Below are 15,245 nucleotides of genomic sequence, written 5' to 3'. Positions count from 1 at the left end.
AGCCGTCAATGGCCGGCGGAGGACGACACAGGTCCGCTAGGCGTCTTCAGCAACAGCGCGAGCGGGATGCAGGCGAGGAGCGCGAGACCCAGCAGGTAGAAGGTTTCCGAATACGTGATCACGGTGGCCTGCATATGGATCTGCGCGGCGATCTGGCCGATCGCGCGCATCTTCGCGTACGCCATGTCACCGGTTTGAGCGAACCAGCTCGCGGCGCTGGATGCAACGCGATCCTGACCGATCACCGAATTGGCCGTCAGCGATTCGCGGATCATCGCGGTATGGAATGTAGTGCGCCGGTCGATGACCGTACCGATCACCGCCAGCCCCACCGAGCCGCCCAGGTTGCGGGCCATGTTATAGAGGCCGGCGGCATCGCCCGAATCCTCGCGCGAGACGGCGGCCATGGATGCCTGGTTCAGCGGCATCATGGCGAGGATCTGCGCGCAGCCGCGTATCAGTTGCGACCAGAAAAAATCGTGACCGACACTTTGCGCCGTCAGGTCGATATCCAGCATGCAGCTCCACGCAAAGAGCAAGAGCCCGACGATCACCAGCACGCGGAAGTCGAGCTTGCCGAGAATGCGCGGCAGGAACGGCATGATCAGGAACGCAGGGACGCCGGATATCAGCATGATCGCGCCCGATTGCTGCGCGTTGTACCCGGACACAATGCCGAGAAACTGCGGCAGCAGATACGACACGCCATAAAGACCTGCGCCGACCGCGAACACGATGATGATGACGCTGGCATAACGCGGGTTGCTCATCAGGCTCAGCCGCATGATGGGTTTTTTCGCGGTGAACTGCGAGATGGCGATCAGCAGGAAGCCCACCAGTGTCACGCAGGTCAGCGTGACGATCTCGCTGGACTCGAACCAGCGCTCGCGCTGTCCTTCCTCCAGCACCACGGTCAGCGAACTCAGGCCGATCGTCAGTCCGACAATGCCGATCCAGTCAGCCTTGAGAAAGGTACCCCAGTTCGGCTTGTCGGACGGCAGCCCGACAATCAGCAACGTGATCAGCGCAATACACACGGGCAGGTTGATGAAGAAGCACCACGACCAGCTAATGTTTTCTGCAAGCCAGCCGCCGACCACGGGGCCGAGCAAGGGCCCGAGCAGCACGATCAGTCCGAACATGGTCATGCCGACAGGCATCTGCGAGCGTGGCAGGCGCGTGCGGATGATGGTCTGCGCAGTCGGGATCATTGCACCGCCGGCGAAGCCTTGGCCTATGCGTCCGGCGATCATCATGGGCAGGCTGTGGGACCAGCCGCACATCATCGAGAACATGATGAACAGGGTTGCGTTGGCGAGCAGGAAGTTGCGCAGGCCGAACACGCGCGTGAGCCATGCGGCGAGTGGGATCATCACGATCTCGGACATCAGGTAGCCCGTCGAGATCCACGTGCCTTCCGTGCCGGTTGCGCCGATCTCGCCCTGGATCTGCGGCAGCGCCGAGTTCGTGATGGAAATATCCAGCGTCGCCATCAGCGCGCCCAGCGAGCCGGCCGCGACCGCGAGCCAGTCCGCCGCGCTCGCGCGCTCAGCCTCGGCGGCCGGCGCTCCAGGCGCCGTGCTCTTTGCTTCAGCCATGATCGTTCTCGGCTTCGATGCGCTTGTCGCCTTCGCGCGAAGAACGGGTATCGACATCTGCTGTCACCGATAACCCCGGCAGCAGCACGCTGCGCGTTTCCGGCCCGGTATTGATGCGGATGCGCACCGGCACGCGCTGGACGATCTTCGTGAAGTTGCCGGTCGCGTTTTCCGGGGGCAGCAGCGCGAATTGCGCGCCCGTGCCCGGCGCAAAGCTGTCGACCACGCCGTGCAGGTCGGTTCCGGAGAGCGCATCCACGTGCAGCGTCACCGGCTGGCCGATACGCATATGGCCAACCTGCGTTTCCTTGAAGTTCGCGACCAGGTAGGTGCTCTGGACGGGGACCACGCTCATCATCCGCGTGCCGGGCTGCACGTATTGACCGACCCGCACCGAACGATCGCCGACCTTGCCGGGCAAGGCGCTGCGCACGATGGTGTCCTGCATGTCGAGCTGCGACTGCTTCGCGCTGGCTTGCGCGGCTTCGAGCTGGGCGCGGGCCTGCGCGATTTGCGCCGTCGTGGAAGCGATCTGCGTTTCGGCCGATTTCACCGCGGCCGTATTCGCCGCAAGGGTTGCGTTCGCCTGATCGCGGGTGTTCGTAAGCTGGGCGAGACGCTCGCGGGTTTCCGCGCCCGTGGCGGTGAGCGGCGCATAGCGCTGGACTTCATCGCGTGCGTGCTGGGCGCTGAAACGCGCGACCTGTTCCTGCGCCTTTGCCTGATCGATATTCGCGTGCTGCTGCAGGATATCCGCCTGCGCCTTCTGGATGTCCGCCGTGCGCGCCGCGATGGTCGCTTCCGCCTGCTCGAGCGACGCCTGATACTGGCGCGTATCGAGCCGCACGAGCGGGTCGCCGGCCTTGACGGTCGCGTTGTCGCCCACGTACACGTCGGTTACGTAACCGCTCACTTTCGGCGCAACGGTGACGCTGTCGGCCTGGAGATACGCGTCGTCCGTGCTTTCAATGAAGCGCCCGACCGTCCACCAGCGCGCGAGCCAGATTCCGCCCACGACAATGACCACGAGCCCGAGGCCCATCAGGATCAGGCGGCGTCGGGAACGGGGAGCTTGAGCGGCGGAGTCTTGCGGCAGGCGATCCTGCGGAGGTGATCCGGCGGTTGTTGACATCGTTTTATAAAATCCAATTTATTCCAATCGGAAGAATTATTCCAGTTGGAAGAATTGTGTCAAGTGATATATTTTGCACCTGGACGTTGGGAGGCTGGAATGAGCGACACAAAAAGGCTGCGCCGTCCGTCAGAAGGCGGTTACGTACGTGGAGACGAAACACGGCTGCGAATTATTGTGGCGGCGATCGAATCTTTTGGAGAACACGGGTTCGATGGCGCATCGACGCGCGAGATCGCTGCCCGCGCGGGCGTCAATGCCCCGGCGCTGCAGTACTACTTCGAGAACAAAGAGGGTGTGTATCGCGCGTGTGCGGAATACATGGCCGACGAAGCCGCGGTCAATTTCGAGCCGGTCGTGGCGCATGCCAATCAGGTGCTGGAAAACAACGCCGCCGTGCCGCTGCTGATCGATGCTTTCATTCGCATTCAGGAAGCCATCGCCGACCGGATGTTCGCGAAAGGTTGCGGGACGACAAATCACCGGCTGTTTTTCGCGCGGGAACAGGTGGGCCACGAGCCTTCCATTGCAACCGAGATCCTGACGCGCCGTGTACGCCAGCCATTGAACGATGTCACCTCGCGGCTGATGGCGCGCATCACGGGCACCACAGCCGACGACCCCGTGACCCTGATCCGCATGATCAGCCTGAACGGTCAGTTGCTGATGTTCCACGTTGCGCCGCGTACGTCGCTCGGGCTGCTCGGCTGGACGGAAATCGATGCCGAGAAGGGCGAATTCCTGAAGCGGATCGTGCGCGAGCAGACCCGCACGCTGCTCGAGAAATGGGCGCGCGAGACGGCGGCGAGTGAACGCAAGGGTGCATTGAAACTTGCCGCCAGGCCGGCCGCGCGAAAGCGGTCCGCGACGGCTGGCGCCACGAAGAAAGCCGGCAAGCGGGCATAAGTTCGGCCCGAAAAAAAAGCCGGACGCGCGAGCGTCCGGCCTCCAAATGTCTTGAGCTCACGCAGTCACGTCAATTCACGTCCGCCGGTTTCATCGAGCTTGGACACTGCAATCAGCGAGATCACCACGCAGATGATCATGTACCACGCCGGCGCCATCGTGTTGCCAGTGATCTTGATCAGCCACGCGACCACAAGCTGCGCACTGCCGCCGAAGAGAGAAACCGCCACTGCGTAAGCGCTCGCCAGATAGCCCGCGCGCAAATGCTTGGGGAAGTTTTCCGGCATCAGCGAATAGGCGGGGGCCGAACCCATCGTGTAGAACAGCATCAGCAACACGATCAGACCCATCACCACAGGCAGGGATGGATACTGGTTCATCAGCCAGAAGCACGGATACAGCAACACGATCAACGCAATCCGTCCAGCCAGGATCAGTGGTTTGCGGCGCTGCATCTTGTCCGATAACGCGCCCCATACCGGGCACAACGCCAATGACGCGACCGCGGCGCATATTGAAACCAGCATGGACAGCTTGGCCGGCACCTTGAGGTACTGGATCATGTACGTGGGAATGTAGTACATGAGAACGTAGGTGGCGACCGTCATGCCCATGATCGCGAACACGGTCAGGATCCACTTGCGGACCATCCCGGGTTCGAAACCGGACGCATGCGCCCTGGCTGGTTTCGGCGGCTCTTCCACAATATGCCGGCGCAGATAAACACCTACGGGCATGATCGCCGTGCCGATCAGGAACGGCACGCGCCATCCCCAGTCGAGCAGTTGCTCGGGGCTCAACTGATACGTGAGCAATGCTGCGATACCGGAACCCATCAGCGCCGCAGCGCCCTGACTGGCGAGTTGCCAGCTTGCACGAAAGCCGCGACCCTTGGCCGATCCTGTTTCCAGTAGCGTGGCTGTCGCCGCACCGAATTCGCCGCCTTGCGCGAAGCCTTGCAGCAAGCGCGCGAAGATGATCAGCGCGGGTGCCGCCAGGCCGATGCTCGCGTATGTGGGTGCAAGGCCGATCATCGCGGAGCCGAGTGCCATCAGGAAGATGGTCAGCGTAAGGGCGGCGCGTCGGCCGCGTTTATCGGCGTAATGTCCGAGCACGAAACCGCCGACCGGACGCGCGACGAAACCAATCGCGAACGCGGACAACGCAAGCAAGGTCGACACCACCGGATCGTGCGCCGGGAAAAACAGCTTGGCGATAGTCAGCGCGAAAAAGCTGTAGACGGTGAAGTCGAAGAACTCGAGCAGGTTGCCAATGATCGCCGCAATGACGATCTTGCCTTGCGACACGGCTTTGGCAGGTTGGACTGTTGTGGTCGCCATGGGAATCCGTAGATGGTTTTTATCGCGCGAGGAAGCGCTCGACCAGACGCGTCCAGTACGCGGCGCCAACGGTCAGGTTGTCATCGTTGAAATCATAGGACGCGTTGTGAAGCATCGGCGCGCCTTCACCGTTGCCAAGACGCAGGAAACAGCCCGGCTTCTGCTGCAGGTAATAAGCGAAGTCCTCGCTGCCGGCGATGGGGCCGAAGTTATCGACCACACGATCTTCTCCAACCAGTTCACGCGCCACTTCGAGCGCCAGTCGGGTCTCCGCTTCGCTGTTGATCACGACCGGATACCCCGGCACGTAGTCGATATCGATCTTCGCGCCGTAGCCGCTCGCATGGGCTTCGGCAAGCGCGCGAATGCGGGTTTCGAGCTGCTTGCGAACGGTGGTGTCGAAGGAACGGACGCTGAGCTGCAGCCGCGCCGATTCGGGAATCACGTTTGCCGCGTGTCCCGCATTGAATGCGCCGACCGTGACGACGGCCGTCTGCATGGGGTCGATACTGCGCGCGACCACCGTCTGCAACGCCATTACCAGAGCCGAGCCGATCACGACCGGATCGATCGACAGATGCGGGCGTGCAGCGTGACCGCCGCGGCCATGCACGGTGATGTTGACCGTGTCCGATGCCGCCATGAACGGTCCGCTGCGGAACATGAATGTGCCGGTCGGATAACCCGGATGATTGTGCAGCCCGAAGATCGCTTCGCAGGGGAACCGCTCGAAGAGACCATCTTCGATCATGCGTTTCGCACCGCTGTCCGCGCCGATTTCTTCGGCCGGTTGGAACACGAGATGCACGGTGCCGTCGAAAGCACGTGAACGAGCGAGATGGCGCGCGGCGCCGAGGACATGGTGGTGTGGCCGTCGTGACCGCAGGCGTGCATCAAGCCTGCGTTGCCGCTTGCATAGGGCAGACCGGTTTCTTCGGCGATAGGCAATGCGTCCATATCGGCACGAACGGCGACGGCGCGCGTCCCGGTGCCTGCCGTAAGCGACGCCACCATGCCCGTTCCACCCAGGCCGCGCGTGACCTTGTAGCCCCACGTTTCCAGCTTCTGCGCCACGAAGTCAGAGGTCTGGAATTCCTTGTACGCGAGCTCCGGATTCTTGTGAAGGTGATGACGGATGACGCTGAGTTCATCGCGCAGATCGCTCGTGTCTTCGAGTAAGCAGAAACCCTTGGTATTTTCCATGATCGATGGTGCCTGTATTTGGGGAAACGGAATCGGCCAGTATTCCGGTGCAAAATCACTCAAACAATGACGTTCCTTCGCCGATAATGTTGACCTGAATGTCAACATTCAAAGCACATGACGATCGATATCTCTTCCTCGCGCGAATCCGTTTTGAGTGCCCGAAGCCTGCGTTATCTGCATGAAGTCGAGTCGCACGGCGGCGTGCGAGCGGCGGCTGACGCGCTCGGTATCAATCCGTCGGTGATCAGCCGGCAAGTCGGGCAGCTCGAACGGGATTACGGCGTCGTCCTGCTTGAGCGAAGCGGGCGGCGCGCGGTGCTGACCGAAATTGGCATGAGCCTCGTCGAACATTTTCGCGAGAGCAAGCGGCGCGATGCCGACATGCTCGCTCAACTCGAAGACTTCAAGAGCCTGCGGCGCGGGAGGCTGGGGATTGGCGTGGGCGAGGGGCGTATCGAAAATCTGCTGGCTACCGTCATGGAGGGGTTCAGCTTGCAGTTTCCTGACATCGTGGTGGAATTCCGCAGTGGAGCGACCTCCGAGATCATTGCCATGGTGCGCAACGACGACGTGGATCTCGGCCTGTGCGCGGGCGGCAAAAGTGATCCCGCGATTCGTGCGCGGATCTTTCGCGCGGCGCCGTTTTGCGCGATGGTCAGTCCGCGTCATGCACTTGCCGGCGAGCGTCGGATCCGCTTCGAGCAGTTGCGCGATCAGCGGTTGATTTTCATGCCGGAGCGGTTCGGCGTGCAGCAGTACCTGGACGCCATCATAAGCGCAGAGCGGCTGACGGTGACGCCGTCGTACAGATGCGACCTGTTTTCCGCAGCTCAGGCAATCGCGGCGGCGGGGCTGGGCGTGGCTTTCATGTCCACCGATGCCGCGCGTCAGTATCTTGACGCCGGACGTCTGGTAGCACTTGAAATCGAGCATCCGATAGCGCGCGAATTCAGCAGCCAGGTGATACGCCGCGTGGGGCGGCGTTTGTCGCCAGCGGCCGAGTTTTTATGGCGGCAACTCGTGGAAGCGATGCAGCGCAGATGGGCGGCCTCGGGAAGAGGAGCCAGCGCGGGTTAGCCGACCCGATGCGCCTGCTTCAGGCAGAAGCAAGCGCAGGCATCGCCACCGGGCGCGCGATGGCGAGAAACGCGTTCACGGCGCTGCATGCATAGACGTCGTGACGACGCACGAACACCGTATCGACGAAAGCATCGTCGGGAGCAAGCTCATGCAGGGCGACCCGTCCTTCACGCGACGCCGCCATGACCACGCCCTTTGGCAGGAGCGTCACGCCGACGCCGGCCGCGACGCATCCGAGCATGGCATCGAGTGAACCGAATTCGAGCGGTGTGCTGACCTGCAGGCCCAGCCGTGTGAGGACGCTTTCAAGCCGCGCACGATACGAACATCCCTGCCGGAACACGATGGTCTTCACCACGCCCGTTTGCGCGAGATCCCTGACGGACCGGAACCTGCGCGCGGTGACAAGCGCCATTTCCTCGTTGAAGATGGTTTCCGTATGCAGGTCTTCGTGAGTGACAGGACCGGCGACAAACGCACCATCGAGCCGATACTGCAGGACGTCTTCCACCAGACTCGCCGTAGTGCCGGTTCGCATGACGAGTTCGACCTTCGGAAACGTTACGGTGAATTGCGCGAGCACGTTCGGCATGCGCAACGCGGCGGTGGTTTCGAGCGTACCCAGAACCAGCGGTCCGCTCGCGACGCCTTCGTCTTTCACCGCTGTCCGGGCATCGTCCAGCAGCCGCGCCATCTGCCTGGAGAAAGGCAATAACCTGCGTCCGGCCGCTGTCAGTTCCACACCTCGATGATGCCGGTGAAACAGCGTCGCGCCGAGTTCTTCTTCGAGCAATCGAATTCGCGCGGTCACGTTCGACTGCACGGTATGAAGTTCGAGCGCCGCCCGGTTCATGCTGCCGTTTCGTGCAACCGACTCGAAGATGCGCAGATCGGCGGCGTCCATGATGGCTCCAGGTATCGGAAGAAGTGATAGCAATTATCACATCAAAGCGCCGCTCGCCTGATCAAAGCTTGTTAAGCTGGACGTCACTGAATGACCAAGCAACTATCCGGGAAAGGAGCGAACATGGGCACCTGGCGTGATCGTCGGATCATCGAGCTGTTCGGCATTGAAGCACCCATTATTCTCGCTCCAATGGCCGGGCCGGGTACACCGGAACTTGCCATAGCGGTGGGTGAAGCGGGCGGCCTGGCATCGCTGCCTTGCGCGTTGTCGAGCGTGGAGCAAGCGCACGATGCGCTCACGTTGCTCCGCTCGAAAACCCGCGCGCCGGTCAACGTAAATTTCTTCTGCCATACGGCGCCGCAGGCCGATGCCGCACGCGAGCTCGCGTGGCGCGAACGGCTCGCTGAGTATTACATCGAGCATGGGATCGATCCTGAGTTCACATCTGCGGGCGCAGTCCGTCGTCCCTTCGATAACGAGTTTTGCGCGCTCGTAGAAGAATTCAAACCCGAGGTGGTGAGCTTTCATTTCGGACTCCCGGAGAAATTGCTGTTCGATCGCGTCAAGGCGACCGGCGCGAAGATCATTGCATCGGCTACGACGGTGGCGGAAGCCCGGTGGCTCGAAGCGCACGGCTGCGATGCAATCATCGCGATGGGGTTCGAGGCAGGCGGCCATCGCGGCACGTTCCTCAACCATGACATGGCGACGCAGGTCGGCACGTTCGCGCTCGTGCCGCAGATCGCTGACGCGGTATCGGTGCCGGTGATCGCAGCCGGTGGCGTCGCCGATGCACGAGGGATTGTCGCTGCACTGGCGCTGGGTGCATCGGCGGTGCAGATTGGCACGGCCTATCTGTTCTGCCCGGAAGCGAAGGTGCCGGAGCTGCATCGCGTTGCGCTGCGCGAATCCGGTGATGATTCCACCGCCGTGACCAACCTGTTCACCGGACGGCCGGCTCGTGGAATCATGAACCGCGTGATGCGGGAAATCGGGCCGTTGTCGGACGCGGCGCCGGCGTTTCCGCTTGCATCGGCTGCGCTCGCGCCGCTGAAGGCGAAAGCCGAAGCAGCGGGCAAGGGGGACTTCACGAGCCTCTGGTCAGGACAGGCGGCGCGGCTCGCGCGTGAGATGCCTGCGGGCGAACTGACGCGGGCGCTGATTGCGGAGACCCTGGCGCGTTTGCCCTGAATGCTAAGCATGCATCGCGCGTTCGAGCACCTTGAAGACGCGCGGGTCGCCGCATTGCGCGACGTTGAAGCGCAGGAACCGGCCGGCGGATTGCGCAACGCTGAATGCATTGCCGGGCGCCAGAACGACGTTTTCGACCAAAGCGCGCCGGGCCATATCCGCCGCATCGATCCCTTCGGGCAACGCACACCAGAGGAACATCCCGCCGCGTGGCTCGATCCACGGCTTGATACCCAGCGCGGACAGTTTTGCGCTTACGGGTCCCATCGAACGGGACAAACGTTCCCGCAACGCTTCCATATGCTTGCGATACGTGCCGTCCTTCAGCACGCTCAACACGAGTTCGGATGAAAGCCGCCCGCTGCCGAACGACGTCGCGATCTTCAGATCGATCAGACCTTCGATCCAGTCGTGCCGTGCCGCGATGAATCCGCAACGGACCGCCGCCGAGAGGCTCTTGGAAAAGCTGCCGATATGCACGACGCGGTCGAGGCCATCGAATGCGGCAAGGCGGGGCGACGGCTCGTGCTCGAAGTCGCCGAAGATATCGTCTTCGATGATCGTGAGGTCCGCCTGATCGGCGAGCTTCAGCAGACGATGCGCGACCACAGGCGCAAGCGTCGCGCCGGTCGGATTGTGCAGCGCCGAGTTCGTGATGTAGAGCCGCGGCCGGTGCTCCGCGAGCGCCTGAGCGAACAGTGTCATGTCGGGGCCGGAGGACGTGTACGGAACGCTGACAATCTTCGCGCGATGTGCCCGCAGCAGCGCTAGAAAGTTGAAATAACACGGGTCATCGACGAGTACCGTATCGCCCGGTTCGAGCAGGAAACGGCACAGCAGGTCGATAGCCTGCGTGCCGGATTCGGCGAGCATGATCTGGTCGGGCGCGGCGTGGATCCCGCGGTCCGCCAGGCGCCGCGCCAGCAATTGCCGAAGCGCGGGAAGCCCGAGCGACGTGCCGTAGTCGGCGAGCGTGGTCACGTCCGCACGCGCGGCGGATCGCAACGCACGGCGGATTCCGGCCTCCGGCAGCCACGACCCGGGCAGCCAGCCGCAGCCGGCTTTCAGGGTGTCGTCGGCGGCATCGAGCGACTGGCGCGATACCCAGAACGGATCGACCGCCCGGTCCAGCAGTGGACCGAGTTCGGCCAGTGAAAGCGGCGGCAAGTGGCCGGTAACGTAAAAGCCCGATCCGCGCCGCGACTGGATCACGCCCTCGGCCGCGAGCCGGTCATACGCCTCGACCACAGTGGATTTGGATACCTGCAGCGTCTCTGCCAGGCCGCGAATGGATGGCACCCGGGCGCCTGCCGAAAGTGTGCGATTCGAGATTCGCTGCTGGACGGCCTGCATCACGCGCTCAACCAGCGTTCCGCTTTCGGCCTGCAGTGTGTCTTCCATGTGTACTGGTTTCCGACCAAGACAGTTTTGCAGAACTGTAGTGCACTGTCTCTGGAAAAGCCATGCATCCCCAACCGATACTTCGAGCTTGAATCCAGAGGTAAGAGAATGAGTGAGACAGACAAGGCAGCGAGCGGGTGGATGAACGGTTTTCTCGGGATGCTGATTTTCAGCGGGTCGCTTCCCGCTACGCGTCTTGCGGTCGCGAGTTTCGACCCGGTCTTCCTGACCGTGGCGCGTGCGTGCATTGCGGGTGCGCTCGGCCTCGTGCTGTTGCTGGTGTTCCGTGAAAAACGCCCCGAACGCAGTGACCTGATACCGCTTGCCGTGGTCGCGTTCGGCGTGGTCATCGGCTTTCCGTTGCTGACGGCGCTCGCGCTCAAGCACATCACGGCGGCACATTCGGTGGTTTTCGTGGCGGTGTTGCCGCTCACGACCGCGATCTTCGGCGTGCTGCGCGGCGGCGAGCGTCCGCGTCCCGCGTTCTGGCTTTTTTCCGGGCTTGGCGCGGTACTCGTCGCAGGATTCGCGCTGCTGCAGGGCGGCGGCGCAGCTTCTATCGGCGATGTATTGATGATCGGCGCGGTGATCGTCTGCGGTCTGGGTTATGCGGAAGGCGCGCGGCTCTCGCGCAAGCTCGGCGGCTGGCAGGTGATCTCGTGGGCGCTGGTGATGTCCCTGCCCGTCATGGTTCCGGCGGCGCTCGCGACCTTGCCGGCTTCCTGGGACGGGATCGGCGAACCGGCATGGATGGGACTCGCCTACGTATCCCTGTTCAGCATGCTGATCGGCTTCGTGTTCTGGTATCGCGGGCTGGCTCAGGGCGGCATTGCCGCTGTCGGGCAATTGCAGTTGCTTCAGCCCTTTTTCGGGCTGGTGCTCGCGGCGACCCTGCTTCACGAACCGGTTGGCTGGTCGATGGTCGCCGTCGCCACGGCCGTCGTGCTTTGCGTGGTCGGTGCGAAGCGGTTCGCGCGGCCGGTGGTGGTGCTGGCGGCGCGTTGAACGTCAGCGGATATCGACAACGAGTTTTCCGTTGGCGGTGCCGTCGGTCATCGACTGGTAGGCGAGTTCGGCGCTGTCCAGGTCGAAGGCGCGCGGATCCAGTTTTGGGACGAGCTTTCCTTCTTCAGCAAGTGCGGTCGCGACCTTCAGGATCTCGCCGTGATGTTCGCGGTGCTTGCCCGTCAAAAGCGGTGCAAGCGTGAATACGCCGGAATAGGTCGCCTCGCGAAACGACAGGGGGGCGAGCGAATGCGTGCCCCAGCCGAGCGCGCTGACCACGTGCCCGAATTGCTTGACCGCTGCAAACGACGCATCGAGCGTGGCGCCGCCGACGGTATCCGCGACCACGTCGAATCCCTCTGCGTTCGTGTGCGCTTTCACGTACTGCTCGACGGAAAACGTCCGGTAATCGATGCCCGTGGCCCCATACTGTTGCATCAGCGCCACGTCCGCCTCGCTGACCGTGGCGAAAACCTGAGCGCCCAACGCCCGCGCAAGCTGAACCGAAACGTGCCCGACGCCGCCACCACCGCCTTGCACCAGCACGGTTTGACCGGCTTGCACATGCGCTCTGTCGACGATTCCCTGATACGACGTGATGAAGCTTAGCGGCAGTGCGGCTGCTTGTTTCATGGACAGATTCGCTGGTTTCAGCGCAATCAGCCGCGCATCGACGGCGGCGAACTGGGCGAGCGAGCCCTGGATTCCCGCGACACCGCCGGTCATTCCATAAACTTCATCGCCGGGCTTGAACTGCGACACGCCTGCGCCGACAGCTTCGATTACACCAGCCATATCGATACCCAGGACAAGCGGCAGCGGGTGCTTTGCGTGAGCGGCGCTGCCGGCACGGATCTTCGTATCGAGCGGGTTGAGCCCCGCGGCCTTGATGCGCACCAGCACTTCACCCGCTTGCGGGACGGGCTGGGGAAGCACCGTGCGTTCGAGCGGTCCGTTATAGCGCTGCAGAATCAGAACTTGCATGTCCATGATGTTTCTCTCCGAGGCGAATGAATTTGCTTGATTCATGTTCGTCCATGCGGGAAAGTACGGCAATCGACGTTACTGCACGCCGGCTAAACATTTTTGCATGAGGAAGAATGGACTGGAGCGACGTACGGATCTTCCTCGCGATTGCGCGCACCGGCACGCTCAGCGCGGCGGCGAGGCAGGCGGGGCAGACACAGCCGACCATGGGACGGCGGATTCGCGCACTCGAGGAAGCAACGGGGCAGACTTTGTTCCAGCGCACTGCCGACGGTTTCATCCTTACCGACGAAGGCTCTGCCGTGCTCGCGCACGCGGAGCGAATGGAGGAGGACGCGCTCGCGTTCGAGCGCTCGCTCGCCGGCAAGGAGACGCATCTCACAGGCGTGTTGCGGGTATCGTCGTCGGACTGGTTCGGCGTTCACGTCCTGACGCCGGTGTTCGCCGAGTTCCTGCGGGCGCATCCGAGGGTCAGCATTGAACTCGTCACGGATTCCCGCCGCTTGAGTCTTGCGCGACGTGATGCCGACCTGTTATTGCGCATCACGCCGTTCGAAGAGGCGGACGTCATCCAGCGAAAATTCATGCACGTGGACTACGCGCTCTACGGTCCCGCCGATGCACCCCCACCCCGCGCCGGCGATGGTAAGGGCTACGGACTTGTCACCATGGACAGCGCGTTCGGTACGCTGCCCGACGTCAACTGGATACGACGCATATTGCCGCACGCCCACGTGGCGTTCGGCAGCAATAATCGCGATGCGCAGGCGAAGATGTGCGCGCAGGGCGCGGGGCTTGCTGTCCTGCCATGTCCGCTCGGCGACACCATGCCGGGCATTCAGCGGATCGACCTGGGTGAAGCGCCGCCCGGACGCGACGTATGGTTTGGCTATCACCGCGACCTGCGCCGTCTCGCAAGATTGCGGGCATTGCTTGATTTGATTATCGAAAAGCTGGCAAATCTCTAAGTGCGACGGTGAACATTGATTATCCAAAACATTGAAATAAGTCCTTAGTCTCGGGGCTTTATCGAAACCTTTCAGCGTCGCGACAACAAAAGGGGATTATCACGAAGGCGGTTCTTATGCTTTAATAGCGTCAATGCGACGCCATCCCGCGCGCCGCCGACTAAAATGCGTACACTTGACCCCGCTGCAACGAAGAGGCGCAAAGCCGTCCCGCGGCTTCCCAGACTTCTTCTTCTGCCGGCATTTCCTGGCACGCGCCTGATCAAGAGTTTGCTGCCGAATTGGGGCGGGAATACTCAGGTCAAAGCTGACCTTCCGGTTTTAACCGGGTCGCATTGAAATATCGCAGCGGAACAGTCCTGCAATCCTCGACATGGTTTCGCACTGGCATATCCGGTGCTGCGCCCGAGAACATCAAAGTGCTTTTGAACAACAATTTTTATAATGCAAAGTGAAATGCCCACCCTCAAAGAACTGCTTGCGCAGCGCGAAGCGCTGCAGGATCAATTGGAAGTAGCGCGGCAACGTCAGGCTGAAATCGTCCTCGCGGAGATAGTCGCGAAAATGGGCGAATACAAGATTTCGCTGTCCGAGTTGATGGGACACAGCGTTCTGGCAAAGGCGCCCGTTGCAACCGTCACTGCCCCTAAATACCGCGACACAACGACCGGCGCCACATGGTCAGGGCGAGGACGCGCGCCACACTGGATCGCCGATAAGAATCGTGCCGATTTCCTGGTGGGTGCTTAAGCAGGTTTTTGGTTGCGGGTATGAACGCTTTGCTCGTTTCTACTGTGAGCAAAGGGTTGCCGCCTCTATAAGTGACGCATGCAACGCAGTGTCACGAAGCAGTCCTTCAACGCTGCGATTCTGGTCATGCGCATAGGCTTCAAGGCACCGCGCGGTATTCACGCGGGCGCTTGGCACTGCCATCCTGATTCCAGCGAGCAACAACGCCACGCCGATGATCGCAATGGTGGCGCCAAGCCATGTTATCGATGAATGGATCCTCTTCATGCCAGCCATGCGGTGCGAATCATGGTTCACTTTTTTTCCTGTTAATGGTTAGCAAGACAACTATTGACGACCAAAAAATTGGCGGAGGTCATGCCAGCGCTTTTCTCACTTCGTGCATCGATGTGACGGCGGATTCGAATAATTCCGGACCGATCTTTCCGCGCAAGGTTCTGGCAATTCGCGCGCTGGCGTTGTTGATCGGGCGGTCGAGCGCACGGCCTGCCGCGGTCACACTTACTGTCCACTCGCGGCCATCGGTCTTCGCCTGACTGCGCTCGACCAATTGTTTTTCGCACAGGCTGTCGATAAGCCGCGTGGCAGTCGGCCTCGCTATTCCAAGAATGTCCGCCACCTGGCTGCTGAGGCAGTCGGGCGTGGCGAGGACAACCCGAAGCACGAATCCTTGTGGCGGCGTGAGGCTGAATTCAGCGTACACGGCGGTCCACTCGCGTTCCACGAGGCGCGCAAGTGCAGCGGAGTTGAAGTAGAGGCAGTGATCGAACATGG

13 protein-coding genes and 1 pseudogene are annotated in these 15,245 nt (G+C 61.9%); 6 read left to right on the top strand and 8 right to left on the bottom strand.

Features of this window, described 5'->3' with window-relative positions; genetic code table 11:
• Positions 1 to 5: 5 nt before the first annotated feature.
• On the bottom strand, positions 6 to 1,598 hold the full coding sequence (locus tag AX768_RS16125; RefSeq protein ID WP_062001159.1) for an MDR family MFS transporter: 1,593 nt from the start codon (positions 1,596 to 1,598) through the stop codon (positions 6 to 8).
• On the bottom strand, positions 1,591 to 2,730 hold the full coding sequence (locus AX768_RS16120; RefSeq protein WP_062001158.1) for an HlyD family secretion protein: 1,140 nt from the start codon (positions 2,728 to 2,730) through the stop codon (positions 1,591 to 1,593). The genes AX768_RS16125 and AX768_RS16120 overlap by 8 nt, the downstream gene beginning before the upstream one ends.
• 99 nt (positions 2,731 to 2,829) lie before the next feature.
• Between AX768_RS16120 and AX768_RS16115 the strand changes: the two genes are divergently transcribed.
• Positions 2,830 to 3,636 carry a CerR family C-terminal domain-containing protein gene (locus AX768_RS16115; protein ID WP_062001157.1) on the top strand — a complete coding sequence of 269 codons (807 nt, stop codon included), beginning with the start codon at positions 2,830 to 2,832 and terminating at the stop codon, positions 3,634 to 3,636.
• A 65-nt stretch (positions 3,637 to 3,701) separates the two neighbouring features.
• Here the strand turns inward: AX768_RS16115 and AX768_RS16110 are convergent, their stop codons facing one another.
• Both AX768_RS16110 and AX768_RS16105 read right to left on the bottom strand, forming a co-directional pair.
• Positions 3,702 to 4,976 (bottom strand): MFS transporter, encoded by a 1,275-nt coding sequence (locus AX768_RS16110; protein WP_062001156.1) that lies wholly within the window; start codon positions 4,974 to 4,976, stop codon positions 3,702 to 3,704.
• A 19-nt stretch (positions 4,977 to 4,995) separates the two neighbouring features.
• A pseudogene (locus tag AX768_RS16105) lies at positions 4,996 to 6,179 on the bottom strand (M20 aminoacylase family protein).
• A 117-nt stretch (positions 6,180 to 6,296) separates the two neighbouring features.
• On the opposite strand from AX768_RS16105, the gene AX768_RS16100 reads away from it, so the two are divergent.
• Positions 6,297 to 7,259, top strand: coding sequence for a LysR family transcriptional regulator (locus tag AX768_RS16100; RefSeq protein ID WP_062001155.1), 963 nt, complete (start codon positions 6,297 to 6,299; stop codon positions 7,257 to 7,259).
• Between the two features lie 19 nt (positions 7,260 to 7,278).
• On the opposite strand, the gene AX768_RS16095 is transcribed toward AX768_RS16100, so the two are convergent.
• Positions 7,279 to 8,166: a LysR family transcriptional regulator gene (locus tag AX768_RS16095; protein ID WP_062001154.1), complete on the bottom strand. Its 888-nt coding sequence runs from the start codon at positions 8,164 to 8,166 to the stop codon at positions 7,279 to 7,281.
• A gap of 123 nt (positions 8,167 to 8,289) precedes the next feature.
• Here AX768_RS16095 and AX768_RS16090 point away from each other — a divergent pair, with 123 nt between their 5' ends.
• On the top strand, positions 8,290 to 9,360 hold the full coding sequence (locus tag AX768_RS16090) for an NAD(P)H-dependent flavin oxidoreductase (protein ID WP_062002264.1): 1,071 nt from the start codon (positions 8,290 to 8,292) through the stop codon (positions 9,358 to 9,360).
• Positions 9,361 to 9,363: 3 nt separating this feature from the next.
• On the opposite strand, the gene AX768_RS16085 is transcribed toward AX768_RS16090, so the two are convergent.
• The gene (locus AX768_RS16085; RefSeq protein WP_062001153.1) at positions 9,364 to 10,761 is read right to left on the bottom strand and encodes an aminotransferase-like domain-containing protein; all 1,398 of its coding nucleotides are present in this window, start codon (positions 10,759 to 10,761) and stop codon (positions 9,364 to 9,366) included.
• 108 nt (positions 10,762 to 10,869) lie between these two features.
• On the opposite strand from AX768_RS16085, the gene AX768_RS16080 reads away from it, so the two are divergent.
• Positions 10,870 to 11,766: a DMT family transporter gene (locus AX768_RS16080; protein ID WP_062001152.1), complete on the top strand. Its 897-nt coding sequence runs from the start codon at positions 10,870 to 10,872 to the stop codon at positions 11,764 to 11,766.
• A gap of 3 nt (positions 11,767 to 11,769) precedes the next feature.
• Here AX768_RS16080 and AX768_RS16075 read toward each other — a convergent pair whose 3' ends face one another.
• Positions 11,770 to 12,756: a zinc-dependent alcohol dehydrogenase family protein gene (locus AX768_RS16075; protein WP_062001151.1), complete on the bottom strand. Its 987-nt coding sequence runs from the start codon at positions 12,754 to 12,756 to the stop codon at positions 11,770 to 11,772.
• Positions 12,757 to 12,866: 110 nt separating this feature from the next.
• On the opposite strand from AX768_RS16075, the gene AX768_RS16070 reads away from it, so the two are divergent.
• Together AX768_RS16070 and AX768_RS16065 are read left to right on the top strand one after the other, a co-directional pair.
• Positions 12,867 to 13,721: a LysR family transcriptional regulator gene (locus tag AX768_RS16070; RefSeq protein ID WP_062001150.1), complete on the top strand. Its 855-nt coding sequence runs from the start codon at positions 12,867 to 12,869 to the stop codon at positions 13,719 to 13,721.
• A gap of 456 nt (positions 13,722 to 14,177) precedes the next feature.
• Positions 14,178 to 14,471: an H-NS histone family protein gene (locus AX768_RS16065; protein WP_062001149.1), complete on the top strand. Its 294-nt coding sequence runs from the start codon at positions 14,178 to 14,180 to the stop codon at positions 14,469 to 14,471.
• A gap of 355 nt (positions 14,472 to 14,826) precedes the next feature.
• On the opposite strand, the gene AX768_RS16055 is transcribed toward AX768_RS16065, so the two are convergent.
• Entirely contained in the window at positions 14,827 to 15,243 is a 417-nt protein-coding gene (locus AX768_RS16055) for a MarR family winged helix-turn-helix transcriptional regulator (RefSeq protein WP_062001147.1), read from the bottom strand.
• Positions 15,244 to 15,245: the final 2 nt, after the last annotated feature.

The sequence above is a fragment of the Burkholderia sp. PAMC 28687 genome, from assembly GCF_001577465.1.
Classification (GTDB): domain Bacteria; phylum Pseudomonadota; class Gammaproteobacteria; order Burkholderiales; family Burkholderiaceae; genus Caballeronia.
The sequence above is the reverse complement of the archived record's forward strand: the minus strand, read 5'-3'. Positions and strand labels throughout refer to the sequence as shown.